The following is a 24942-nucleotide window of genomic DNA, read 5'->3' on the forward strand; positions in this document are numbered from 1 at the left end:
GGGTTTGGCTCGCCGAAGCGCGAATCCTGGCTCGGCGGTTAACGACATGATTTTGTAAACACCCTCTGAACAGCTGCCAAAATAGCCAACGTCGAGACTATGCATTGACTCGCGAAGCAGAGCTTCGAGGAGCAGGTGACGAAGCGGAAGCTTCGTCACCAGGGAACGATGATCGGCATCGATTGAGCGCTGAACACCGCTGAACCCACCTTATTCTGCCGATTTTCCAGATCACCAGCGCACACAACCGGCTGGCGGCTGGCGGCTGGCCGCCGTCACAAAGCCAACAGAAACGGACCGCGTTTGTCGCGGTTCCTGCAATCCATCCGATTGTAGGGAAAGCGACACCCGTTTCTTGAACGTTTTCCCTTCCAAAACAAGCCGCAAGCTATTGGCACGAGCTCTGCATGATCGCATCCATAGCAAACGCCTTGGAGCCTTGCATGAAGCAGAAAGACATCTCCGCCCTGCTCGACGAGCCGGCCTGCGCCCACAACAAGAAGGAAAAGTCCGGTTGCGCCAAGCCCAAACCGGGAGCTACGGCGGGCGGCTGTACTTTCGACGGGGCACAGATCGCGCTGCTGCCGATCGCAGATGTCGCCCATATCGTGCATGGATCCATCGCCTGCGCCGGCAATTCCTGGGACAACCGAGGCACCCGCTCCACCGGCCCCACGCTGTTCAAGATCGGCATGACGACCGACCTGACCGAGCAGGACATCATCATGGGGCGCGGCGAGAAGCGGCTCTTCCACTCCATCAAACAGGTGATCGACAGCTATCATCCGGCGGCCGTCTTCGTCTACAACACCTGCGTCCCGGCCCTGATCGGCGACGACGTGGATTCGGTCTGCAAAGAGGCCGAGAAGCGTTGGGGCACGCCGGTGGTTCCGGTCGATGCGGCCGGCTTCTACGGCACCAAGAATCTGGGCAATCGCATCGCGGGCGAATCCATGGTGCGTTACGTCTGCGGCAGACGCGAACCGGATCCGGTTCCTGAAGGGATCGAAAGGGAAGGATTCAAGGTCCACGACATCTGTCTGATCGGGGAATACAACATCGCTGGCGAGCTCTGGCACGTCATGCCGCTGTTCGACGAGCTCGGTCTGCGCGTGCTCTGCACCCTGTCCGGCGACGCCCGCTTCCGTGAGGTGCAGACCATGCACCGCTCCGAGGCGAACATGATGGTCTGCTCCAAGGCCATGGTGAATGTCGCCCGCAAGCTCAAAGATGCTTTCGGCACGCCCTGGTTCGAGGGCAGCTTCTACGGGGTGCAAGACGTCTCGCAGTCGCTGCGCGACTTCGCCCGTCTGATCGATGACCCCGACCTGACCGATCGCACCGAGGCGCTGATCGCCCGCGAAGAGGCCCGCATCCACGAGGCGCTCGAACCCTGGCGCGCCCGACTCAAAGGCCGCAAAGTGCTGCTCTATACCGGCGGCGTGAAGTCCTGGTCGGTGATCTCGGCGCTTCAGGATCTCGGCATGACCGTAGTCGCCACCGGCACCCGCAAGTCGACCGAAGAAGACAAGGCGCGCATCCGCGAACTCATGGGCGAGGATGCGGTGATGATCGACGAGGGCAACCCGCGCAAGCTCATCGACATGGTGCGCGACAATGACGTCGACATCCTGATCGCCGGCGGACGCAACCTCTACACGGCGCTCAAGGCGCGTATCCCCTTCCTCGACATCAACCAGGAGCGCGAATTCGGCTATGCCGGGTACGTGGGCATGCTCGAACTGGCCAAACAGCTCTGCCTGACCGTCGAGAGTCCGATCTGGGAGGCGGTGCGTCGCCCCGCGCCCTGGGCGCAGACGCAGCCTACGGCGGCTCCGGGCGCCGCGAACACGTCGATCACGGACGACACCCCAGCGGTCGAGCCCATCGCCGTGGAGGCCAACAGCCATGCCTGAGATCGTCAAACGCAAAAAGGCCCTTTCGGTCAACCCGCTCAAGGCCAGCTCGACCGTCGGTGCCGCGCTCGCCTTCCTCGGCTTCCGTCGCACCATCCCCATGCTGCACGGCTCGCAGGGCTGCACCGCCTTCGGCAAGATCTTGTTCGTGCGTCATTTCCGCGAGCCCATCCCCCTGCAGACGACCGCCATCGATCAGGTCAGCGCCGTCATGGGCAGCCAGGATCTGGTGATCGAGGGGCTCAAGACCCTGTGCGAGAAGAACACCCCCGACATGATCGGGCTTCCGACCACAGGTCTGGTCGAGACCCAGGGCGCCGACATCCACATGGCGGTGCGCGCCTTCCGCAAGGTCCACCCCGAGTTCGACCGGATTCCGGTCGTGCCGGTCTCGACGCCCGATTTCGTCGGATCCATGGAGTCCGGTTACGCCGATGCGACCAAGGCGATCATCGAGTCCCTAGTCCCGACCGCCGCCGAGGCGGGTACTCAGCCGGGACAGCGCCGCCGCCAGATCAACGTGCTGGCCGGATCCCATCTGACTCCGGGCGACCTGGAGCATCTCAAGGATCTGATCGAGGCGTTCGATCTGCGTCCAGTGGTGCTGCCCGACCTGTCCGACTCGCTCGACGGACATCTGCCGGAGACCGACTTCAGTCCGCTCACCATCGGCGGCGCGCTCGTCAGCGAGCTGGCCACGGTGGGCGACGCCTTGGCGACACTGGTGATCGGCGCGTCCATGGATGCGCCGGCCGACGCGCTCAAGGCGCGTACCGGGGTCCCGGATCATCGATTCGCCCATCTCATGGGGATCGACGCCGTCGATGCGCTGATCTCGACCCTGGCCGAGCTGGCCGCCGTGCCGGTTCCGGCCAAGATCGAGCGCCAGCGCGCCCAGCTTCAGGACGCCATGCTCGACAGCCATTTCATGCTCGGCATGTCCCGCTTCGCCATCGCTGCGGATCCGGACCTTCTGGTCGGACTGACCCAGATGCTCGCCGGCGTCGGCGCCGAGACGGTGGTCGCAGTCGCTCCGACCAACGCACCGGCACTGGAAAGGGCCGTCTGCGATCAGGTCAAGATCGGCGATCTGGAGGATCTGGAGATCGCCGCGCGCGCACGTGGCGCCGAGGTGCTCATCACCAATTCGCACGGCGTCCATACCTCCGCGCGGCTGGGCATCCCGCTGCTGCGGGCCGGTTTTCCGCAGTACGACCAGCTCGGCGGCTATACCCGCACCTGGATCGGCTACCAGGGGACGCGAGCCACACTCTTCGAGCTGGCCAACATCCTGCTGACCCTGGAGAAGGGCGAGATCCATCCCTATCGCTCTCGGCTCAAACAATGGCCGGACGACGAACGCCATGCCGACGTGAAACACGCCGCGTAGGATGGGTAGAGCGCGGCGAAATCCATCGGCCCGATGCGCTCGCGCCGCGCCACTCATAGGAGGACTGGAGCCCCAAACCAAATGGAACGACGACTGAGAATTCTGAATTGCTGTAGCGAGGCAAAACCCATGGGTACAGTGGTCAAGGTGGCCTTTGCGACCTCCGACATGAAGCACATCGACCAGCACTTCGGCGCAGCGGAGGCGTTCGCCATCTACTCGGTGGACGAAGAGGCGGCCGATCTGGTCGAGGTGGTGCAGTTCGGCCAACTGAGCATGGATGGCAACGAGGACAAGCTGGCCTCCAAGATCGACGCGCTCGAAGGGTGCATCGCCATCTATTGCCAGGCGATCGGCGCCTCGGCGGTCAACCAGTTGCGCCCCAAGGGCATCCAACCGGTCAAGGTCACGCCCGGCACGCCGCTGAGCCATGCCATCTGCTCGCTCCAGACCGAGATGCGCGATGGGCCGCGCGCCTGGCTCGCCCGCGCCATCGAGAACCAGAACCCCGATCGCGCCAACCGTTTCGACGCGATGGAGTCGGAGGGGTGGAGCGAATGATCGAGGAGCGCGCCACCGTAGTCGAGGTCGGCGACGGCTTCGCCTGGGTCGAGACCCAGCGCCGCTCGTCCTGCACCCAGTGCGCAAGCTCGGCGAGCTGCGGCACGTCGGTCCTGGCCCGATTGTTCCGCCAGACCCGCAACCGGCTCAAGATCATCGACCCTATCGGGCTGCAGACCGGCGAGCAGGTGGTCATCGGCATCGCCGACGCGACCCTGAACCGCGCGGCCCTGATCGCCTACATGCTCCCGCTGATCGCGCTGATCGGCGCCTCCGCCGTGGCGACGCACGTCCAGCTCAGCGAAGGCATGGTCGCGCTGTCCGGCATCGCCGGACTGGCGCTGGGTCTGTTGCTGGCTCGCCTGCTCACCGGCGGGGCGACGGGACAGGCGCGCTACCGACCCGAGCTGGTCCGACGCGACGGCCCTGGCAGCCAGGTCTCGCTCGCGAGCCTGACCCGAGGCAGCACCTTGCACGATCACAAGCATTTCACCGCTTGACCGCGAACGATACGGCTTCAACATCCATTTCGAGGCATCCATCATGACCGAGACCGCTACGGCGAGCGCCGAAAACGAAGGACTCCTAGAGTCCGCATTCGTCGTTGAAATGGTGCGCCAGATGCGCGCCATCGACCCCTATGGGCACTACGACTCGATGTCCACCATGGAGATCCTCGAGCCCTTCATCCTGACCAAGGAGAAGAAGCGCGAGATCCCCATCATCGGCGACCCGGACGAGCTCGTGGTCGCGCGCGTCAAGGTTTTCTACAACGCCATCTCGGCCATGATCGAGTCCGAATGCGGCCTGATGGCCGTGCCTCTGGTCAACCTCACCCACGAGGGATTCGGCCGCGCGCTCATCACCGTCGGCAAGCTGGTGGTCATGGACCGCACGGTGCGCGACGTGCACCGCTTCGGTTTCCCCAGCCTGTCCAAGATGAAAGACGAGGCCGACAAGATCCTCTCGGTCGCGCTGGAGCTCATCGGCAACCACTCCAAGGTCGCCGGACTCTGAGCAGCGCCTCCAGATCGAGCCGCGAGCCCGCTCGGTCGAGCAGATCGGGCGCGCTCCGCATCCCGACCCTCGCTCTACATTCGCCTAGGGAACGCCAACCATGACACCCGAAGAACTCAAAGACCTCGAAAAGTCCGTCAAAAAGGCCAAACGCATCGCCTCCGAAAAGGCCGGCGAGCTGCACGACCTGGTCGAGGACCGCTTGCCGGGCGCCTATGAGGAAATCCCGGTCATCGCGCAGACGACCTACGACGCGTGCAAGGCATGGGCCGAGGCGGCCGCTCAACTCGCCGCCGCTCAGGCTGCGGCATCCAACTGACCCCTTTCCATCAACCCTCTCAGGCGGCGCCGGGGCGTCGCATTCGGAGTACAGACATGTCCGTCATCACAGGTATCACCCGGGGCGGCGTCGAGTGGACGCCCTCATTCGTCATCGCACTCAACCAGGGCAAATGCATCGGCTGCGGCCGGTGCTACAAGGTCTGCCCGCGCAACGTCTTCGAGCTGATCGACCGCGAAGATCTCGACGACGACGATTTCGAGGACATGGACGACGATTTCGATGACGAGGCCCCGGGCATGGTCATGAACCTGAAAGACACGCTCGACTGCATCGGCTGCGAGGCCTGTTCGCGCGTCTGTCCGAAGGGCTGCCTGACCCACGAGCCCTCGGCCGCAGCCGCCTGATCCCGGCGTTGTCCGCACCCGAGTCCCGCCCCGCCAGGGCGGCTCGGGCCAGCGGCCAGCCGCTGACGGCTGATCGCTGGAAGCTGGAAGCTAAGTTGACCCACACGCCCAAGGCTGCTAGAAACGCCCCCGCTTCCACACAAGCCTCGGTCGACAGACTCCATGCCCTCCCTATTTCAGCGTTTCGGCCATCTATGGCCCGCCTCGATCGCGCTGGCGAGCGGTGCGCTCACGGTCCTGGGATTCGCACCCTTCAACTGGTTCCCCATCGCCGTCCTGAGCCTGGCGCTCTTCTACGACCAACTGATCGAGTGCTCGCCACGACAGGGCTTCTGGCGCGGCTGGCTGTTCGGGGTCGGACTCTTCGGGTTCGGGGTCTTCTGGATCCGCATCAGCCTGAACGAATTCGGCAACATGGACGCCTGGATCGCGCAACTGCTTACCGCGCTCTTCATCGCGTTGATGGCGCTCTATTACGGTCTGGCCGGCTGGCTGATTCGACGACTGGACCTCACCCGGAACTGGACCGCCCCTGTCCTGCTCTTCCCCTCCATCTACCTCCTGACCGAGTGGCTGCGGGGCTGGCTCTTCACCGGCTTCCCCTGGCTCAACCTCGGCTACACACAAATCGACGGACCGCTCGCCGGCTATGCCCCGATCATGGGAGTCTATGGACTCACCTTGCTCGCCGCACTGTCGAGCGGGCTGCTCTGGGCTCTGGTGCGCTGGTCCGGTCGGGCGCGCGCCCTGGCCGGCGCAGCGCTCGCCGCCATCTGGTTCGGCGGCGCCGGGCTGCAACAGGTGGAGTGGACCCGCCCGAACGGACCGCCGCTCAAGGTCAGCGTCCTGCAGGCCAATATTCCGCAGTCCATGAAATGGACGCCCGAAGGCGGCGTGGCGATCGCCCAGGCCTATCTGGAACTCACCCGCGATCACCTGGACTCGGATCTCATCGTCTGGCCAGAGACCGCGCTCCCGGATTTCCTGCATCAGCTCCGCGCCCCCCTCATCGATCCACTGGCCAAGCGCGCCCGCGACGAGGGCGCCGAGATCGTGCTCGGCATCCCGGTTCTGAATGTGGAGACGAGGCGTTACTACAACGGACTCATCAGCATCGGCAGCCATGAGGATCTCTACGCCAAGCGCCATCTGGTTCCCTTCGGGGAGTTCATGCCCTTCAAGGGCTGGCTCGGCCCGCTGGTCGAACTCTTCGAGGTCCCCATGTCGGACTTCAGCCCCGGCGACGCGGAGCGCCCCTTGCTCACCGTGGGCCGGTATCAGGTCGGGGTCTCGATCTGCTACGAAGACGCCTTCCCCAGCGAGGTGGTCGAGGCATTGCCCGAGGCCGAGTACCTGATCAACGTCAGCAACGACGCCTGGTTCGGCGACTCGCTCGCACCCCACCAACACCTGGAGATGGCGCGTATGCGCGCCTTGGAGAACGGACGCGATCTGGTACGCGCCACCAACACCGGCGTCTCGGCCATCATCGACCACCGTGGACGACTCACCGCGACCCTGCCCTCGTTCATCCGTGGCGCCACGAGCGCCGAGATCCAGCCACGCCAAGGCATGACGCCCTTCGCGCAGCTGCACAACCAGCTCGCGCTCGGACTCGCCCTGGCGATGCTCGGCATCGCCGTCGCGCGATCCCGCCGCGCCAGCCCGAAAGCCGAATGAGCGACCGCCGAACCGTGAAACGCAACGCGGATTGTCCCTTTCCGGGCGTGGGCGGTTATCATTGCCCCTCCTTTCGCCGGTGTAGGATCTATTCGTGCAGGCCCTGATCACGTTCTTCATCGAACTCTGCTTGCTCCGCCGCCCGCCGCAGGACCTTCCAGCCTCCGAGGTGCTCTTCGCCATGGTGCTCGGCACCGACCTCATCGTCGGGGTCTTGGTCGGCATGACCGCCGGACTGAGCTGGATAGAGGGCTTCCTCCAGAGCCTGGTCGAGGTGGTGCTGATGCTGACGGCGCTCTATCTGGCCCTCAAACAGCTTCGGCTCGCCCAGCGCTTCGTCCAATCCGGCACCGCCCTGCTCGGCAGCGGCACACTGCTGGGACTGATCGCACTCATCCCGCTCAGCCTCAACCCCACCGGAAGCGAGACGACCGACCTGGCCACCCTCGGCGCCTTCCTGCTTCTGGGCCTGGTCATCTGGGGGATCGTGGTCACCGGACATATCCTGCGCCACAGCTTCAGCATCACACTCGGCCAGGGCGCAGCCATCGCCATCGCCTTCGAAATCTTCGCCGTCACCCTCGTGACCAGCCTCTTCGGCGGCGCCTGAGGTTCTCGGCCCGTTCCGCCCAGACACGAATCCCACTGGTTCTCGTAAAGGTCCAGACATGCATCTTCATATCCTCGGAATCTGCGGCACCTTCATGGGCGGAATCGCTCTGCTGGCGCGTGAGCAAGGCCATCAGGTCACGGGCTCGGATGCCAACGTCTATCCACCGATGAGCACCCAACTGGAGGCCGCCGGCATCCGGCTCATGGAGGGCTACGACGCCTCCCATCTGGATCCGGCTCCGGACGTGGTGGTGGTCGGCAACGCCATGAAGCGCGGCATCCCGGCCATTGAGGCCATGCTCGACCGCGACCTGCGCTACTGCTCCGGCCCACAATGGCTGCGCGACAACCTGCTGCGCGACCGCTGGGTACTCGCCGTCGCCGGGACCCACGGCAAGACCACCACCTCCAGCATGCTGGCCTGGGTGCTGGAGGATGCGGGGCTACAGCCCGGCTTCCTGATCGGTGGCGTCCCGCTCGATTTCGGTCTCTCGGCCCGACTCGGGTCCGAACCCTTCTTCGTGGTCGAGGCGGACGAGTACGACACCGCCTTCTTCGACAAGCGATCCAAGTTCGTCCATTACGGCCCCCGGACCCTGATCCTCAACAATCTGGAGTTCGATCACGCCGACATCTTCGACGATCTGTCGCAGATCCAGCGTCAGTTCCATCATCTGGTGCGCACGGTTCCGGGCAGCGGGCTGATTCTGCATCCGGGCCGCTCGGCTCCACTGGATCAGGTGCTGAGCATGGGCTGCTGGACGCCGCGCGAATCATTCGGACCGGACGGCGACTGGAGCGCCGAACTCACCCAGGCCGACGGATCCGAGTTCCAGGTGCTGTTCAAGGGCGAGGAGATCGGAACCCTCGCCTGGCAACAAACGGGTCTGCACAACGTCCAGAACGCGCTCGCGGTCATCGCGGCCGCGCGGCATGCCGGCGTCCCGCCCGAAACGGCGATCGATGCGCTGGGACGCTTCCAAGGGGTCAAGCGCCGCATGGAACTGTGCGGCGAGGTCAGGGGCATTCGAATCTTCGACGACTTCGCGCATCACCCGACCGCCATCGCCACCACGCTCGACGGTCTGCGCCGTCAGGTTGGCGAGCAGCGCATCCTGGCCGTGCTCGAACCGCGCTCGAACACCATGCGGCTGGGAATCCACAACAAGGAGCTTGCAGCCTCGCTCGCCGAGGCCGATCAGGTCTTTCTCTATGCGCCGCCGGATCTGGGCTGGGACGCGGCCGCTGTCTTCGCCGAGCAGCAGGCACGCGTAACCGTGTTGGATTCGATCGAGGCAACGGTCGAACGCATCGCCGCCGAGAGCCGTCCGGGCGACCAGATCCTGGTGATGAGCAACGGGGGATTCGGCGGCATCCACCAGCGACTCCTGGATGCCCTGCAGGGCCAACCGGCCAACACCTAAGCGCTACCATCGATGAGAGATCCGCGCCAGCCCAACAGGGTCACGGTCGCCATCACCGGCGCCTCAGGCGCTCAATACGGTTTGCGCCTGATCCAATGTCTGGCGGCCTCGGGCGTCCAGGTCGATCTGCTGATCTCCCAGGCCGCACAGGTCGTGCTCAAGATGGAGGCCGACCTGGAAATCCCCTCGCGCCCGAGCGAGGCCGAGGCTTTCTTCCTCGACCATTTCGGCCCCCAACCCGGCTCCATCCGGGTCTTCGGACGCCAGGAATGGACCGCCCCGGTCGCGAGCGGCAGCAATCCACCCGACGCCATGGTCATCTGTCCCTGTACCTCGGGCACGCTGGGACGCGTCGCCGCCGGGCTCTCCTCCTCACTGATCGAGCGCGCCGCCGACGTCGCACTCAAGGAACGCCGGCCGCTGCTGCTGGTGGTCCGGGAGACCCCCTTCAGCAGCATCCATCTCGAAAACATGCTTCGACTCACCCAGGCTGGCGCGATCATCATGCCGGCCAGTCCAGGCTTCTATCACAAGCCGACCAGTATCGAGGCCATCGTGGATTTCATGGTGGCCCGCGTTCTGGATCATCTGAGGGTGCCGCACCAACTCATGCGGCCTTGGGGGAGTGAGACGCCACCTGGGGACGCCTAGACTGAGTCATCAGGCCGCTTCGCGATCCTCACCGATCAGGATGGTGGTATCGCTCAGAAAGGCGTACTTCGGGATGACCAGATTGGTCGGGGCCGGGACGCCCTTGAAGACACGCGCGGCCAGGTCGAAGCGCGACCCGTGACAGGGGCAGAAAAAGCCCCCCTTCCAGTCGGCGCCCAGATCGTCGGGGGCGACCTCGGGTCGATAGGTCGGCGAACACCCCAAATGGGTGCAGATACCGATCGCCACCAGATACTCCGGCTTGATCGACCGGGTCGGATTCTGACAGTAGCTCGGCTGCTGCGGCACGCTGGACTCCGGGTCCACCAGTCTGGGATCGTTGCTCGGCAGCGCCGCCAGCATCGCGGGCGTGCGGTGGACGACCCACACCGGCTTGCCTCGCCATTTGACGCGCAGCAGCGCACCCGGCTCCAGCTTGCCGATATCGGCCTCGACCGGAGCACCGGCAGCCCTAGCCCGTGCGCTCGGATTCATGGATTGGACGAACGGCACCAAGGCGTAACCGGCTCCGACGGCACCGATCAGACTGGTTGCGGCGACCAACAGACGTCGCCTTCCCCTGTTCTCAACCTCTGTGTTCATGGATTCACTCCTGACCGAAGCAGATACGCCAACCGAGCGACTGCTTCGGCCGCTTGGGTCATGGTTGAATCTGCGACCTTGCGTCGCTGTTGAGAGGCATTCTCCGCCAGAAACCAACCAAAATACCCAGACATTTATCAATCGGAGTGAATCGTAATAATGCGCGAAACCATGCCCGAGATCCGATGCCCGATCGGCCGCGATCGATCAGATTCGATTTGCCCATCACAGCAGGAAGCGCATTCTTCGATTATAACAATGTCAATCTCGAAGACCTTCAGGGTCCAGGCTAGCAACGGGAGAACCCATGGCAAATCTGGTGTGGATGCAAACCGGTGCCTGTAGCGGCGATTCGATGACGCTGCTGTGCGCGGAACGACCCAGTCTCGAAAGCCTGCTGGAGCATGCCGGAGCGCGGTTGCTCTGGCACCCGTCGCTGACCGCCGAAACCCGTTTCGGGTCCGTGCTGGATGCCGTGACCAGCGGACGGGAAGCGCTCGATATCCTCTGCATTGAGGGCAGCCTCATGACCGGCCCCGCCGGCAGCGGTCTCTACGATACCTGGCGATCGCGTCCCAAGATCGAGATCGTGCGCGAATTGGCCGGGATCGCCGGCGCTGTCGTCGCCATGGGCACCTGCGCGGCTTTCGGTGGCGTGCATGCCGCACCACCGAACCCGACAGACTGCACCGGAATCCAGTTCATGCAAGCGACCCCTGGCGGTCTGCTAGGCGCGGATTGGCGCAGCCGAAGCGGACAACCCGTCATCAATGTCGCGGGCTGCCCAGCCCATCCGAACACCATGACCAAGGTGCTCGCGATGCTGCTCGAAGGAACGCCAATTCCGTTGGACGAGCTGAATCGCCCCGCCCCCTTCTTCTCCAGCCTGGTGCATCAGGGCTGCACCCGCAACGAGTATCACGAATACGACGCCGAGGACGATGTGCTCGGCGGACGCGGCTGCATGTTCTTCAGCCTCGGCTGCCGCGGGCCATTGACCCCAGCGCCCTGCAATCTGGATCTATGGAACGGACGCAGCAGCAAGACGCGCGCGGGCGTCCCCTGCTTCGGCTGCGTCTCCCCCGCCTTTCCACCGAATCGCGATCTCTTCGAAACGCCCAAGATCGGCACCATTCCGAAGATGCTCCCGCTCGGCGTCTCGCGCGCCAAGTACATGGCATACAAGAATCTGGCCAAGGCGGCCGCGCCGGAGCGCATCGTCAACCGCGAAATGGAGCCTTGAAACGATGGCGCGAGTGACTGTTGACATCGATCTGAACCGGGTTGAGGGCGACCTAGAACTCCAGGTGGACCTGGAAGATGACATCATCGCGGACGCACGCTGCATCGGCACCCTCTACCGGGGATTCGAGCAGATCCTGATCGGCCGCGCGCCACGCGACCCGCTCGTCATCACTCCGCGCGTCTGCGGCATCTGCGGAACCGCCCATCTCTATGCCGCCGTCCGCGCGCTCGAACAGCTCGGCGGCATCCAACCCTCCACGCATGCCGCGCATATCCGCAACCTCTGCCTGATGGCGGAGAACCTCCAGAGCGATCTGCGCCAGAGCTTTCTCTTCTTCACACCCGATTTCTGCCATCCCAGATACGCCAGTCACCCACTCGCGGACGCGATCACCGCATCATTCACGCCCTTCAAGGGGCGCGTGGCACGTGAATGTCTGCAGGTCACGCGACGCGTGCTGGAGGTCGTTGCAATCTTCGGCGGACAATGGCCGCATTCGAGCTTCATGATCCCGGGCGGCGTCACCCTGCCGGCCAATGGCACCCGGCTGATCGAGGCCCAGGACCTGGTGTCGAGGACGCGCGACTGGATGGAAACCTGCGTCCTGGGGGACGACCTCGACCGCTGGCTGGCCATCGAACGGGCTGAGGACTTCTTCCTGTGGCTGGAGGCATCGCCGACCGTCGCAAACGCCGCACTCGGGCTATTCTGCCGCTTTGCGCGCTCGGTCGGACTGCACCAGCTCGGGTGCGGCACCGGGCATCTGATCAGCTACGGCGTGAATCCACTACCCGACGGTCGCCACGGCGGTTTTCGGTCCGGCTTCTATGACGGCGACACGAGCCTGGTCGAATCGCTCGATCAATTGCGCATCAATGAGCACGTCCGACACAGCTGGTTCCAGCACTATCCCGGCGGTCGCCACCCCTGGCAGGGAGAAACCATTCCCGACTACATGCCGGGGGCCGAACGTTACACCTGGTCCAAAGCACCGCGCTACGATGACAAGGTGGTGCAGACCGGCCCGCTCGCCGAACTGCGCATCGGCGGAGACCCGCTGATCGCGGATCTATTGGCGCTGGAGGGCGACAACACCTGGCTGCGCCAATTCGCGCGACTGCGCCGCGCGGCCTGGAGCATCCGCGCCATGAGAGAAACGCTCACCACGCTCAAGGAGGTACTGGACGAACCGCACTTCGTCGATCCGAACATCCGCGACTGGCCGGACGGCGAGAGCTACGGCCTGGTCGAGGCTGCACGGGGCGCCCTTGGACACTGGATGCGGATCGAGAACGGCGTCATCGACAGATACCAGATCGTCACGCCAACCGCATGGAATGCCTCGCCACGCGACAGCGTCGGTCAGCCGGGACACTGGGAGCGATCGCTCATCGGGGTTCGTGTCGAGGATCCGGAGGACCCGGTCGAGGTGGGCCATATCGTGCGATCGCACGATCCCTGCCTGGTCTGTACCGTCCACTTCGTCGGACGCGGCAGAAGACGCTACCCCTGTGCCTGACCGACTCCGCATCCTCTGCTTCGGCAATTCGCTGCACGGCGACGACGGGTTCGGACCTGCGGTCGCCCAGAGTCTGCGGCGCCAGCAATTGCCGGACGGGGTGCGCCTCATCGACTGCGGAACCCGTGGGCTCGACGCGCTGGATCTCTTCGAGGGCTGCCCCGAACTGCTCCTGATCGACGCGCTCGAAGGAGACCGACCAGGTCGGCTCCAAATCCTTTCGGCCTCGGACATTCCGCTCGAATCCGCACACCCCGGCAGCCACGATGCCGGGCTTGGACACCTGATCGCCGCCGCCCGCGCAACCTACGGCGAGCTGCCGCCCATCCACTGCATCGCGGCCGAAATCGACCACTGCGCGCCCTTCTCGCCGGGTCTCTCGCTCGATGTCGCCGCCGCCGTCGGCGAAGCCGTCCATCTCATTCACAATCGCTGGCTGCAGCCGATCCATCACCCGACACCGATCGGCGACCGGGAACTCACCGACGAACTGGAGGTGCTACGTCAAGCCAACCAGGCGCTGGAAACAGAGCTGATCCATAGCGCCGAGACGCTGGATCTCATGATCGAACAGCAAGAGACCCAACAGGACGAGCTTCGGCAACGCTCGGTGGAACTCGCCCAGCTCAACAGCGCCATGGAACGGGCGATCGACACCATGGCCGAAATCTTCGTCCTGCTCGACCAGAACGGTCGCATCCTCAAGGTCAATGGCGTGCTGGAGCGGGAGCTGGGCCATTCCAGAACCGAGGTGCTCGGCACACCCTTGGAGTCCTATCTGGCCGAGAACGGCACACGACTTCTGGACGACCTCCCTCCCGACCTGCCGGGCGGGCCGTCGCTGATCGACGCCATTCGCTTTCGGGGCGGTCATCTCAGCGTCGAGGTCGGATTCCGCCACAGAGGCGGGGGACAGGATATCCCCTACCTGGTCAACGCCACCCTCCTCCACAGCTCCTCAGGCAAGCTTGAGGGCGCTCTTCTGGTCGCCACCAACATCTCCGCGCTCCAGGCCCGCGAATTCGATCTGCGCGAGAACCAACGCCAATTACGACAGACGGCGAAAGAGCTAACCCAGCACCGAGACAATCTCGCCAGTCTGGTCGCCGCCCAAACCCAGGATCTGCGTATTGCCAAAGAGTCTGCGGAGATGGCGAACCGAGCTAAAAGCACATTTCTGGCGAACATGTCGCACGAGATCCGCACCCCCATGAACGCGATCCTGGGCTTCGCCCACGTCCTTCAGCGGGAGACGGAAGACCCCACGCAGCAGGAAAAGATCGGCCGCATCTTGAGCGCAGCGAAACATCTTCTCGCTATTCTCAACGACATACTCGACTTCTCCAAGATCGAGGCCGAGCAGATCCAGATCGAACAAACGGCGGTCGACATCCCGACCATCCTCGATCAGATCGACAACATGATGGCCGAACGCGTGCGCTCCGATAAGGTCCGATTCGAGCAGGAGATCGACCCCGAACTGATCGACCTGCCGCTGCTGGGCGATACATTGAGAATCAGCCAGATTCTGATCAACTTCGTCAGCAATGCGCTGCGCTTCACCGAGCACGGCCACGTCAGAGTGAGCGCCAGGCTGGAGGGCAGGAACGCGGAGCAGGCCCGCGTCTACTTCGAGGTCGAGGACTCGGGAATAGGCATCGCCGAGGATGCCTTGGAACGCATCTTCGACGCCTTCGAACAGGCCGAGACCCAAACCACCCGCAAATACGGAGGCACCGGCCTGGGGTTGGCAATCAGCAAGCGACTCGCCGTGCTGATGAGCGGAACGATCGGGGCCGAAAGCCGGCTTGGGGTTGGCAGCCGTTTTTGGTTCAGGCTACCGCTGAAGCACGGCACGAGACAGGTCGTCGAACGCACGAACCACGAACAGCATCGGATCCGCGCCGGGACTCGACTGCTTCTGGTCGAGGACAATGAGATCAACCAGCTCGTCTCATTGGAGCTACTGGGCCATCTCGACCTGGAGGTCACGCTCGCCAACCAGGGGGCGGAGGCCCTTTCGGCGCTCGAGCGGCAGGATTTCGATCTGATCCTGATGGACATACAGATGCCGGTCATGGATGGCTTGGAGGCAACGCGGCGCATCCGCGCCCTAGGCCACCGCATGCCGATCATCGCCACGACGGCCAACGCCTTCGACGACGACCGCAGACTGTGCGAGCAAGCGGGCATGGACGATTTCATCTCCAAGCCGCTCGACCCCTCGGCGTTCTATGCCAAGCTGGCCACATGGCTAGCGCCGCCCCCGATTGACAGCCAACCTGTCAGACGCACCACGACCGGCTGAACGCGATCAGTCGCGGGTCGCCCGAGAACATCGCACGACGCACTCCGGATCTCGGAGCAGGCTTGCCCTTCGATCGAGGCCGGAGTCAAATTGATCGACCTCCCAAAGATTCGCCCCCGCAACGAACACTATGACCAAACCAGACCACGTGCTCTTTTTCGGCACCTGCCTGATCGATCTCGTTCTCCCCTCGGCCGGACTCGCGGGCATGCGGCTGATCGAGCGGGAAGGCGTACGGGTGCGTTTCCCGCAGGATCAAACCTGCTGCGGCCAACCGGCCTATAACGCCGGAGAGCGCGAAGAGGCACGACACGTGGCGAGACATCAGTTGGACGTCCTGTCCGGCGAGGAACCGATCGTCATACCCTCGGCCTCCTGCGCGGGCATGTTCAAGGTCCATTACCCGCGCCTGCTCGCCGACACCCCGGATGCCGATCGCGCGCGCCGACTGGCCGATCGGGTGGTCGAACTCTGCGACTTCCTCGATCGGGTTCTCGCCGTTCGGCTCACCGATCGCGGGCCACCGGTGAAGGTTGCGCTGCATCAATCCTGTTCGGCGCGACGCGAGATGAAGGTCGCACCGGCCGCCGCGCGTCTGCTCGAACAGCTCTCCGGAGTCGACATCGTCGAACCGGACCATGCCGAGGAATGCTGCGGCTTCGGCGGCACATTCGCCGTCAAGGAACCCGAAATCTCGGCTGCGATGGCCAGCGACAAGGCGCGGTCCGTCGCGGCCACCGGCGCACCGCTGCTCCTGAGCCAAGAGTGCGGATGTCTGACCAATCTGAGCGGCACGGCCGGACATCTGAAGCTCGGCTATGAGACGCGACATATCGCGGAATTTCTCTGGGAGCGCACTCAACATGACTAGCCCATTCCGACAAGGCGTCGTCGCCTCCCTATCGCGCGGGCGGGCACGCGCCAACATCCGCCGCGCCATGGACGGGCTCATGCTCAAGCGCCGCACGGCCTTTCCCGATTTGGATGAGCTGGAACGGCTGCGCGATCAGGGACAGGCGATTCGCGATCACGCGCTGGACAACCTCCCCGAGCTGCTGGAACGGCTGGAGGAACGCTGCACCGCCAACGGGATCCAGGTCCATTGGGCGGAGGATGCCGACACGGCCAACGCCACCGTCCTCGACATCATGCGCCGGCACGATGGACGGGCCATCCTCAAAGGCAAGTCGATGGTCTCGGAGGAGATGGGACTGAACGCCTTCCTGCTCGATCAGGGTATCGAGCCGATCGAGACGGACCTCGGCGAACTCATCATCCAGCTCGCCCAGGAACCGCCCTCGCACATCGTGGCCCCCGCCGTGCACAAGGACCGAAAAGAGATCGCCGAACTCTTTCGTCGGCACTTTCCCGACGAGCCCTACAGCGAGGACATCGAGCGCCTGACCGCCCTCGCCCGTCGGGTGATGCGCGAGCGCTTCCGCGACACCCGGATCGGACTCTCCGGGGTCAACTTCGCCGTCGCCGAGACCGGAACGCTCTGTCTGATCGAGAACGAGGGCAACGGACGCATGAGCACCACAGCGCCGGATGTCCACATCGCCGTCACCGGCATCGAGAAGGTCATCGCCCGACTGGAACATCTAGCGCCCTTGCTGACGCTCCTGCCGCGCAGCGCCACCGGGCAGTCGATCACCACCTACGTCAATCTCATCAGCGGACCGCGCAAAGCGGACGCGCTGGACGGCCCGCGCGAGGTGCATCTGATCCTGCTCGACAACGGACGCTCGCGCATCCATGCCGATCCCGAACTGCGCGCCACGCTGCGCTGCATCCGCTGCGGGGCCTGCATGAATCATTGTCCCGTCTATACACGCATCGGCGGGCAGGGCTACGGAACCGTCTATCCAGGACCGATCGGCGCCATCCTGGAACCGCAGCTTCATGGTCTCGACCGTTTGGGCGAACTCGCCCAGGCATCGACCCTGTGCGGCGCCTGCGCTCAGGTCTGCCCGGTGCGCATCCCCATCCCGCAACTGCTCAACCGCTTGCGTCATGAACAGGTTCAGGAGTCCGAATCGACAGGCTCGATCGGGGCAAGGCTGGAACATCGCATCTGGCGTCTCTGGGGCAAGACGAACGCCAGCCCCTGGCTCTTTCGGCGTCTCACCGGCATCACAATCGCATTACGCGCGATCCTGAGCGGTCGGCTCGGGGCATGGAACCGCAGCCGCACCGGCCCACGCCTGGCGCCGGTCTCGCTGCACAAACTGGCCCGCCGGGAGGGGTTCTCCGATGACTGAATCACGCACACGCATTCTCGACCGACTACGCCAGTCAGGCCGCGCGAAAAAGACTGGACCGGAGATCGGGGTGAGGACATTCGACTGGGACCGGACCGAGTGCGTCGACCGCTTCGAGCGCCAGCTCCAGGCCGTGCGCGCCGAGGTGCTGCGTGTCGATCAGCGCTGGCCGGAGCAACTCGCCGACCATCTCGGCGAGAGCGGCGTCAAGAATCTGCGCTTCGGCCCCGAGGGTCGTCTTGCCAAGGAACTCGTCGCCGGATGGCCTGCCAATGGGCCCGAACTCGTTCGGCACAGCCAACCGATCGAGGACTGCCGCAAGACGCTATTCGCCGAGACCGATGCGGCCTTTACCAGCGCCCGCGCCGGGATCGCCGAGACCGGATCGCTGGTGCTCTGGCCGGATTCGGCCGAGCCGAGACTGCTCTCGTTGGTCCCGCCCATCCATTGCGTCCTGATCGAGGCCGACCGCATCCGCTCGACCCTGCACGGACTCATGGCGGACGAAGGCTGGTCGAATGGACTGCCGGCCAACGTCCTGCTCATCTCGGGTCCGTCCAAATCGGCCGACATCGAGCAAACCCTCGCCTACGGGGTGCATGGACCGGCGAGGCTCGTGGTGATGATCAGATCATGAGGACACGGCTGTCGGCTCGAATCAGCGCCGAAAGAATCCGCGCCGCCGCATGAAGTCCAGCAGCCATTCGCGTTTCTTGCCCTGAAGGGCTCCGGCGGTGGTGCTGGACCAGTCGCCCGATCGGCGGTTGGTCGAGCGCGCGGCATAGTAATCGGCCATCCGCGCGTCGTAGTCGGCCAGCGTTTGAGGGGATGGGTCGCGGTAGACGTCCTGGTGAAGCACCATGTCGGACGGCAGACGCGGCTTGACCTGAGGGTCGTCCGCCGGCCAGCCGAGACAGAGACCGAACAGCGGCGTGACCAGCTCGGGAAGCTCGAGCAATTCGGAGACCTGCACTGGATCGTTGCGGATGGCCCCGATGAAGACGCCGCCCAACCCCAGGGATTCGGCGGCGAGCAGAAGATTCTGAGCCATGAGCGCGGTATCGATGACCGCCGTCAGACCATGCTCGGAATAGCCCTCGATTTCACCCAATCCATGGGCTCGACAGGCGGCGTCCGCGCGTCTGAGATCGGCGCAGAAGACCAGGAACTCGGCCGCCCGCTCGATCCAATGCTGTCCACCGGCGAGCGTCGCCACGGCCGAGCGCGTCTCCGGTCGGGTCACCCGAATCACAGAATAGGCCTGAATGAAATTGGACGAGGCCGCCGACTGACCGGCCTGGATCAGAAGATCGAGCGTTCTGGACGGGATGGACTCCGGCGTGAAGGCCCGAATCGAGCGGTGCATCAACTGCTGGGCGATAACCGGCGAGAATTCGGAGGAGAGCGGCATTCGCGGTGGAACTCCGTGTGGGTTGGAGGACTTCCTCACGCGGCTGAGGATAGGGAGCCGTGCCCGACCGACACGGCTCCGCAGGGAATCAGCGCATTCGAGGCTGCAGCAGAGTCAGAATGCGGCTCGCAACCTCGGAGCTGGCCGGAGCGCCCTTGGCGTCGAGCACAGTCACGCGCGACTCGCTATCATTGCCCGCGACCTTGATCTGATATTGACGCACCTCGTCGAGACCCTTGTCCTTTTTGCGCCAGAAGGCCATACGAGAGAAGAAACCTGGCTTGTCCTCCTCCCCGACCATCGGTGCAGCGGCATCTTCTCCACCGTAGCGGACGTAATAGAGGCCGCCCGTCTGATCGCGATCTTCGACCGCGAAGCCGGCTCGATCGAGCGCCGTTCCGGTTATACGCCAGGCACGACGGAATTCTTGAGAAACGACGAGGACGGGCCGCCCCTCCTCGGTGGCCAGACGGGCCAGAGACGGCTGGGACGCCGGTCCCGATGAGGACCCCGATGAGGACACCTTGGACGCCGCGCTCTGGGGCGCGCCCAGGAAGACCATCAGACGCCGCAGCATCTCGGCCTCCTTCTCGGTGTTGGTTCCGCTCGGTTCCCAAATGGTGCGGCTGCCATCGCCGATGGCGTTGGTCACCAGCTTCTCGGTCATTCCGCGATGCGAGAGATGGATGTCGGTGGTTCCCGGTTTGGTGCCTTCCTCGATGCGCAGGCTGTACTGGTCGCGGGTCGAGGTCGAATAGACCCCCTCGACCACCTTGCTCATCATACGGGTGACGAAATCCTTGCGGATCTCGGCGCGGTTATCGAGCCAGTCGGTACGCATGATGCCGACCGTCGGATCCTGCTCGACCAGCAGAATGCCCTGTTGGCGCCAGAAAGCGACCACCTGCGGCCAGACCTGTCCAGGCGACCCCTGAACCTGGAGCCAGCGCTCGTTGCCGCTGCGCTCCAACTGGACATTTTGCGTCGTCGGCAATACATCGCCGCGAGAGGCTACCTGCTGGCGACGCTCGCGACCGCCGGCATATTCCGAGAAGGTGGTCGGCTCGCCCGCGCTACCGGGGATATCCAGCGCATCATCGAAGGTACCGGACGTAAGGTCTGGCGGAACTTCAAGATTCTCCGTGGCCTCGCGCTGTTTCTTATAAACGAGACGCTGGTCGGGAACCGCATCCTTGAGGTCGGTCGAGCACCCCTGGAACAGCGACACCAAAAAGAGAATGGCCAGCGCACCAACGAATCTGGAATCGGGCCTCACGGCAAGGGACCTCTCATTCGAATCGATCATTCTGGAAAGCTCCCGATCGCAGGGCGGCCTCAACAGAGGCCCGCCCGCTCCATCGCATCGCGGACACGGGCATGGTATTCCTCGGAAAGCCAGGTCAAGGGCAGACGAATGCCGCTCGGACAGAGCCCCATCTCGGCGGCGGCCCATTTGACGGGAATGGGGTTGGATTGTACGAAAAGTTCATGATGCAGCGGATCCAGATCCCGATTGACCCGCTCGGCCCCAGCGCGATCGCCAGCAAGTGCCGCCTCGCACATCGCCTGCATCTTGCGTGGCGCGATATTCGCGGTCACCGAGATAACCCCGTCGCCGCCCTGCAAGATGAACTCGCAGCCGGTCGCATCGTCGCCACTGTAGAGCGCGAAACCATCGCCGCACCCCTCGCGCAAATGCGCCACACGAGCCAGATCGCCCGAGGCCTCCTTGACTCCGACGATGTTGTCGATCCGAGCCAGCCGAATGACCGTTTCGGGCTGCATATCGCAGGCGGTACGGCCTGGGACATTGTAGAGGATCTGCGGAATGTCCACGGCTTCGGCCACAGCCTTGTGATGCAGATAGAGTCCTTCCTGCGTGGGCTTGTTGTAATAGGGGGTGACCAAGAGCGCTGCGTCGGCCCCGGCCTCCTTGGCGCAGCGCGTCAGGGTGATGGCCTCGGTGGTCGAATTGGCCCCGGTTCCGGCGATGACCGGAACGCGACCGGCGGCGAACGCGACCGTACGGGCGATGACGGAGCAATGCTCCGCTTCGTCCAAGGTCGCCGACTCGCCGGTCGTGCCGACGGCGACGATCGCGGCCGTCCCTTCCGCAATGTGGAAATCGACGAGACGTTTCAGGCACGCGTCATCGACACCTCCATCCGGGTGCATAGGCGTTATAAGCGCAACGATGCTGCCGCGAAACATGCTCGAACTCCACTAACGAACGCAAAAGGGGATAAGCCGCCATGGTAGCTTGCGCGACCATCTGGACACAACCAAGGGGACGACCGGGACCCGCGACGGCCCCGAGGAGAGGCATATTGGAATGAGGCGGATCGGCGCCGATGCGGCCATCCGATCTACCCCAACCCTATCGACCGAATCAGACGAAGGCGGACTGGCAAAGCGTCAGAAGTGCCGCCGGGAAGAGCCCCAGCGCCAGCAACGCGAGACCGTTGAGGCTCATGGCCACGCGCACGCCACTGGTCGTCACGAGTGCCGGCGCATTCTCGGCGGGTTTGTCGAAGTAGATGAACTTCACGACGCGCAGATAGTAGAAGGCGCCGATGATGGAGAAGAAGACCGCGACCAGGGCCAGCCAGACCATATCGATCCTCACCACGGCCTCCAGCACCAGCAGCTTGGCCATGAATCCGACCGTTGGCGGCACGCCGGCCATGGAGAACATGATGAGAGCCATCATGGCCGCGTACCAGGAATCCCGGTCGTTCAGTCCCTTGAGATCCTCCAGACGCTCGGCGTCGAAACCGGCCCGGCTCAGGATGATCAGAATGCCGAAGGCGCCAGCCGACATGACCGCGTAGACGATGGAGTAGAACATGGCGGCGGCGTTGCCCTGATCCGAGCCCGCCAGCAGGCCCAAAAAGATGAAGCCCACATGCGAGATGGTCGAGTAGGCGAGCATGCGCTTGATGTTGGACTGGGCGATGGCGACCAGGTTGCCGAGTCCGAGCGACAGCACCGAGAGGATGACCAGCATGTCCTGCCAGTCCGAGTGCAGACCCTGCATAGCGTCGACCAGCATGCGCACCGCCAGTGCGAAGGCCGCAATCTTGGGCGCGCTCCCCAGGATCAGCACGGCCGGTGTCGGCGCGCCTTCGTAGATGTCCGGCACCCACATATGAAAAGGCACGGCGCCGAACTTGAAGCCGATACCGATCACCAGAAAGACGACACCGAACACGAGCACCGTGTTCGACATGCCCTGCTCGGCGATGGCCTGGGCGACCGGACCCAGTTCGATCGTGCCGGTCGCGCCATAGATCATGGAGACGCCGTAGAGCAGCATGCCCGAGCCCAGGGCACCGAGCACAAAATACTTCATCGCCGCCTCGGCCCCGCGCTGCGAGTCGCGCTCGAAGGCGACCAGGGCATAGAGGGCCAGGGCCTGAAGCTCAAGGCCCAGATAGAGCGTGAGGAAGCTGTTGGCGGACACCATGACCAGCATGCCGACAATGGCGAGCAACCCGAGCGCATAGAACTCGCTGGACAGCAGGCCGCGATCTTTGAGCCAGGGACGCGCATAGACGAAGGCCAGCATGCTGACGATGAGGATCGCACCCTTGAGCAGATCGCTCATGGCATCGCGGACCAGATTGCCGTCGAACAGACGCTCGGGCTCGCCGCCACCGACGGCGCCGGTCAGGAGCAAGGCGACCACAAGCCCCAGGAGCGACAGACTGTGATTCAGCCCCTTGTCCCGCTCCTTGAGAAAGAGGTCCAGAACCAACACCAGACACGCGGTCACGAGGACGGCGATCTCGGGCAGGACGGGCAGTAGATTGGCGGCGTCGAATGGCATAGTCGATTCCAAGCTCTCGATGCGGCTTCGGCAGCTCCGGCCGAATCCTTGACTTGTTGTAAATAAACGGGATTAACAGGATACGCCAGAACCCGAAGGATGCGCGTTCGGGAAACACGCAGCCCCCGAATTCCCCGCTAACGACCTGGCGAGCGACATCAGCCTAGACATCGCCTCGCGCATCCTTCCATCGATCCCGAGACATCCGGTTCACCGTGTCTATTCCGCCCCTCAGGGAGCGACTGCGGCGACCGCCTCGGGCCGCGTCAGCAGGCACTCGCCGCGCTCGGCCTCGGGCAGTTTACAAACACTGACCTGGGCCACCAGGTTCTCGACCGTGGCATGCATGACGTTCATCAGCGGCGCGGGCCACAGGCCCAATGCCAGCACGGCGGCGGCCAGCACGCCCAGATTGATGCGCTCGCGGACGTCCAGATCCGCCAGTGCGGCGACCTTTTCGTTCTTGACCTCGCCGAAGACCACGCGCTTGACCATCCAGAGCGTGAAGGCGGCGGCCAGAATCAGGGTCGTGGCGGCCAGGAAGGACCACCAGAAATCCGCCCGGAAGGTCGCCAGGATGACCATGAACTCGCCGACGAAGCCGGAGGTCCCGGGCAGACCGGCGTTGGCCATGGCGAAGAAGACCATGAAGGCGCCGAACCAGGGCATGGTGTTGATGACGCCGCCGTAGTCGGCGATCTCGCGCGAATGGACGCGGTCGTAAAGCACGCCGACGCAGAGGAAGAGCGCGCCCGAGATGAATCCGTGCGAGATCATCTGCACCATGCCGCCCTCGATGCCCATGACCGAACCGCTGGAGACGGCGGGATTGGCGAGAATCGTGAAGACGATGAAGAAGCCCAGGGTCACGAAGCCCATATGGGCGATGGACGAATAGGCGATCAGCTTCTTCATGTCCTGCTGGACCAGCGCCACGAAGCCGATGTAGACGATGGCGATCAGGGACAGGGCGATGATGAGCCAGTCGAGCGAGGCGCTGGCGTCCGGCGTGATCGGCAGCGAGAAGCGCAGGAAGCCGTAGCCGCCGATCTTCAGCATGATGGCCGCCAGGATCACCGACCCCCCGGTCGGCGCCTCGACGTGCGCGTCGGGCAGCCAGGTGTGCACCGGGAACATGGGCACCTTGACCGCGAAGGCCAGCAGGAAGGCGATGAAGATCAGGATCTGCGCCGTCATGCCGAGCTGCAACGAGTGGAAGTCCAGGATGCTGAAGCTGCCCGACTGGAAGTACATGTAGATCAGCGCGATCAGCATGAAGACCGAGCCGAAGAAGGTATAGAGGAAGAACTTGATGGTCGCATAGACCCGGTTCGGACCGCCCCAGACCCCGATGATGATGAACATCGGGATCAACATCGCCTCCCAGAAGACGTAGAAGAGCACCGCGTCCAGGGCCGAGAAGACGCCGACCATGACGCCCTCCATGATGAGGAAGGCGGCCAGATACTGGTTCTGCTTGTAGGCGATGACCTCCCAACCCGCGATCACCACGAAGATGGTGATGAAGGTGGTCAGCACGATCAGTGGCATGGAGATGCCGTCGACGCCCAGGAAATATTCGACGTTGAAGGTCGGGATCCAGGGCGTGCGCTCGACGAACTGCATCTGTGCCGTCGATGCGTCGAATCCGGTCCAGAGACCGAGACTCACCAGAAAGGTGACACAGGCGAAGGCCAAGGCCGTCCAGCGGGCGATGTCCCTGGATTTCTCACCATTCGCCAGAACTACCAGACCGCCGATGATGGGCAGCCAGATGATCAGCGTCAGCAGGGGGAATTCGTTCATGCGGGGTCTTCTCCCTTCGAC

General features: G+C 64.0%; 23 protein-coding genes. 17 read left to right on the plus strand and 6 right to left on the minus strand.

Features of this window, described 5'->3' with window-relative positions; all coding sequences use genetic code 11:
- Window positions 1-443 precede the first annotated feature (443 nt).
- The 11 genes from nifE to ACFSJC_RS11295 all read left to right on the plus strand — a co-directional run bounded on the left by nifE (window position 444) and on the right by ACFSJC_RS11295 (window position 9938).
- Window positions 444-1916 (plus strand): nitrogenase iron-molybdenum cofactor biosynthesis protein NifE, encoded by a 1473-nt coding sequence (gene nifE / locus ACFSJC_RS11245; RefSeq protein WP_386026686.1) that lies wholly within the window; start codon window positions 444-446, stop codon window positions 1914-1916.
- Window positions 1909-3306, plus strand: a complete 1398-nt coding sequence (nifN, locus tag ACFSJC_RS11250) for a nitrogenase iron-molybdenum cofactor biosynthesis protein NifN (protein WP_386026688.1) — start codon at window positions 1909-1911, stop codon at window positions 3304-3306. Before nifE ends, nifN begins: the two co-directional genes overlap by 8 nt.
- A gap of 129 nt (window positions 3307-3435) precedes the next feature.
- Window positions 3436-3867 carry a NifB/NifX family molybdenum-iron cluster-binding protein gene (locus ACFSJC_RS11255; RefSeq protein WP_386026690.1) on the plus strand — a complete coding sequence of 144 codons (432 nt, stop codon included), beginning with the start codon at window positions 3436-3438 and terminating at the stop codon, window positions 3865-3867.
- Window positions 3864-4367, plus strand: coding sequence for a SoxR reducing system RseC family protein (locus ACFSJC_RS11260; protein ID WP_386026692.1), 504 nt, complete (start codon window positions 3864-3866; stop codon window positions 4365-4367). Before ACFSJC_RS11255 ends, ACFSJC_RS11260 begins: the two co-directional genes overlap by 4 nt.
- A 43-nt stretch (window positions 4368-4410) precedes the next feature.
- The gene (locus ACFSJC_RS11265) at window positions 4411-4884 is read left to right on the plus strand and encodes a NifX-associated nitrogen fixation protein (RefSeq protein WP_386026694.1); all 474 of its coding nucleotides are present in this window, start codon (window positions 4411-4413) and stop codon (window positions 4882-4884) included.
- A 100-nt stretch (window positions 4885-4984) separates the two neighbouring features.
- Entirely contained in the window at window positions 4985-5203 is a 219-nt protein-coding gene (locus tag ACFSJC_RS11270) for a CCE_0567 family metalloprotein (protein ID WP_386026696.1), read from the plus strand.
- A 56-nt stretch (window positions 5204-5259) separates the two neighbouring features.
- The gene (fdxB, locus tag ACFSJC_RS11275) at window positions 5260-5571 is read left to right on the plus strand and encodes a ferredoxin III, nif-specific (protein ID WP_386026698.1); all 312 of its coding nucleotides are present in this window, start codon (window positions 5260-5262) and stop codon (window positions 5569-5571) included.
- A 162-nt stretch (window positions 5572-5733) separates the two neighbouring features.
- Window positions 5734-7251, plus strand: a complete 1518-nt coding sequence (gene lnt / locus ACFSJC_RS11280) for an apolipoprotein N-acyltransferase (protein WP_386026700.1) — start codon at window positions 5734-5736, stop codon at window positions 7249-7251.
- Window positions 7252-7345: 94 nt separating this feature from the next.
- Window positions 7346-7861 (plus strand): hypothetical protein, encoded by a 516-nt coding sequence (locus ACFSJC_RS11285; protein ID WP_386026702.1) that lies wholly within the window; start codon window positions 7346-7348, stop codon window positions 7859-7861.
- Window positions 7862-7919: 58 nt separating this feature from the next.
- Window positions 7920-9287 carry a UDP-N-acetylmuramate:L-alanyl-gamma-D-glutamyl-meso-diaminopimelate ligase gene (mpl, locus tag ACFSJC_RS11290; protein ID WP_386026704.1) on the plus strand — a complete coding sequence of 456 codons (1368 nt, stop codon included), beginning with the start codon at window positions 7920-7922 and terminating at the stop codon, window positions 9285-9287.
- A 12-nt stretch (window positions 9288-9299) separates the two neighbouring features.
- Window positions 9300-9938: a flavin prenyltransferase UbiX gene (locus ACFSJC_RS11295; protein WP_386026706.1), complete on the plus strand. Its 639-nt coding sequence runs from the start codon at window positions 9300-9302 to the stop codon at window positions 9936-9938.
- Between the two features lie 9 nt (window positions 9939-9947).
- Here ACFSJC_RS11295 and petA read toward each other — a convergent pair whose 3' ends face one another.
- Window positions 9948-10541, minus strand: coding sequence for a ubiquinol-cytochrome c reductase iron-sulfur subunit (gene petA, locus ACFSJC_RS11300; RefSeq protein WP_386026708.1), 594 nt, complete (start codon window positions 10539-10541; stop codon window positions 9948-9950).
- A 307-nt stretch (window positions 10542-10848) separates the two neighbouring features.
- Here petA and ACFSJC_RS11305 point away from each other — a divergent pair, with 307 nt between their 5' ends.
- The 6 genes from ACFSJC_RS11305 to ACFSJC_RS11330 all read left to right on the plus strand — a co-directional run bounded on the left by ACFSJC_RS11305 (window position 10849) and on the right by ACFSJC_RS11330 (window position 18512).
- The gene (locus tag ACFSJC_RS11305) at window positions 10849-11784 is read left to right on the plus strand and encodes an NADH-quinone oxidoreductase subunit B family protein (RefSeq protein WP_386026710.1); all 936 of its coding nucleotides are present in this window, start codon (window positions 10849-10851) and stop codon (window positions 11782-11784) included.
- Between the two features lie 4 nt (window positions 11785-11788).
- Window positions 11789-13306, plus strand: a complete 1518-nt coding sequence (locus tag ACFSJC_RS11310) for a nickel-dependent hydrogenase large subunit (RefSeq protein ID WP_386026712.1) — start codon at window positions 11789-11791, stop codon at window positions 13304-13306.
- A complete protein-coding gene (locus tag ACFSJC_RS11315; RefSeq protein ID WP_386026714.1) occupies window positions 13299-15614 on the plus strand; it encodes a hydrogenase maturation protease in 2316 nt (771 codons plus the stop codon). The genes ACFSJC_RS11310 and ACFSJC_RS11315 overlap by 8 nt, the downstream gene beginning before the upstream one ends.
- A gap of 130 nt (window positions 15615-15744) precedes the next feature.
- The gene (locus ACFSJC_RS11320) at window positions 15745-16485 is read left to right on the plus strand and encodes a (Fe-S)-binding protein (RefSeq protein WP_386026716.1); all 741 of its coding nucleotides are present in this window, start codon (window positions 15745-15747) and stop codon (window positions 16483-16485) included.
- Window positions 16478-17875 carry a LutB/LldF family L-lactate oxidation iron-sulfur protein gene (locus ACFSJC_RS11325; protein ID WP_386026718.1) on the plus strand — a complete coding sequence of 466 codons (1398 nt, stop codon included), beginning with the start codon at window positions 16478-16480 and terminating at the stop codon, window positions 17873-17875. The genes ACFSJC_RS11320 and ACFSJC_RS11325 overlap by 8 nt, the downstream gene beginning before the upstream one ends.
- Complete coding sequence (locus tag ACFSJC_RS11330) at window positions 17868-18512, plus strand: LutC/YkgG family protein (RefSeq protein ID WP_386026720.1); 645 nt, start codon at window positions 17868-17870, stop codon at window positions 18510-18512. The genes ACFSJC_RS11325 and ACFSJC_RS11330 overlap by 8 nt, the downstream gene beginning before the upstream one ends.
- Window positions 18513-18533: 21 nt before the next feature.
- Here ACFSJC_RS11330 and nfsA read toward each other — a convergent pair whose 3' ends face one another.
- From nfsA to ACFSJC_RS11355, 5 genes are all read right to left on the minus strand, one after another.
- Window positions 18534-19286, minus strand: coding sequence for an oxygen-insensitive NADPH nitroreductase (gene nfsA, locus ACFSJC_RS11335; RefSeq protein ID WP_386026722.1), 753 nt, complete (start codon window positions 19284-19286; stop codon window positions 18534-18536).
- An 88-nt stretch (window positions 19287-19374) separates the two neighbouring features.
- Window positions 19375-20592 carry an outer membrane protein assembly factor BamC gene (gene bamC / locus ACFSJC_RS11340; protein WP_386026724.1) on the minus strand — a complete coding sequence of 406 codons (1218 nt, stop codon included), beginning with the start codon at window positions 20590-20592 and terminating at the stop codon, window positions 19375-19377.
- A gap of 29 nt (window positions 20593-20621) precedes the next feature.
- Complete coding sequence (dapA, locus tag ACFSJC_RS11345; RefSeq protein WP_386026726.1) at window positions 20622-21497, minus strand: 4-hydroxy-tetrahydrodipicolinate synthase; 876 nt, start codon at window positions 21495-21497, stop codon at window positions 20622-20624.
- A 178-nt stretch (window positions 21498-21675) separates the two neighbouring features.
- Window positions 21676-23115: an NADH-quinone oxidoreductase subunit NuoN gene (gene nuoN / locus ACFSJC_RS11350; RefSeq protein WP_386026728.1), complete on the minus strand. Its 1440-nt coding sequence runs from the start codon at window positions 23113-23115 to the stop codon at window positions 21676-21678.
- Window positions 23116-23346: 231 nt separating this feature from the next.
- Window positions 23347-24921 (minus strand): NADH-quinone oxidoreductase subunit M, encoded by a 1575-nt coding sequence (locus tag ACFSJC_RS11355; protein ID WP_386026730.1) that lies wholly within the window; start codon window positions 24919-24921, stop codon window positions 23347-23349.
- Window positions 24922-24942 lie beyond the last annotated feature (21 nt).

The sequence above is a fragment of the Thiorhodococcus fuscus genome (assembly GCF_042682685.1).
Taxonomy (GTDB): domain Bacteria; phylum Pseudomonadota; class Gammaproteobacteria; order Chromatiales; family Chromatiaceae; genus Imhoffiella; species Imhoffiella fuscus.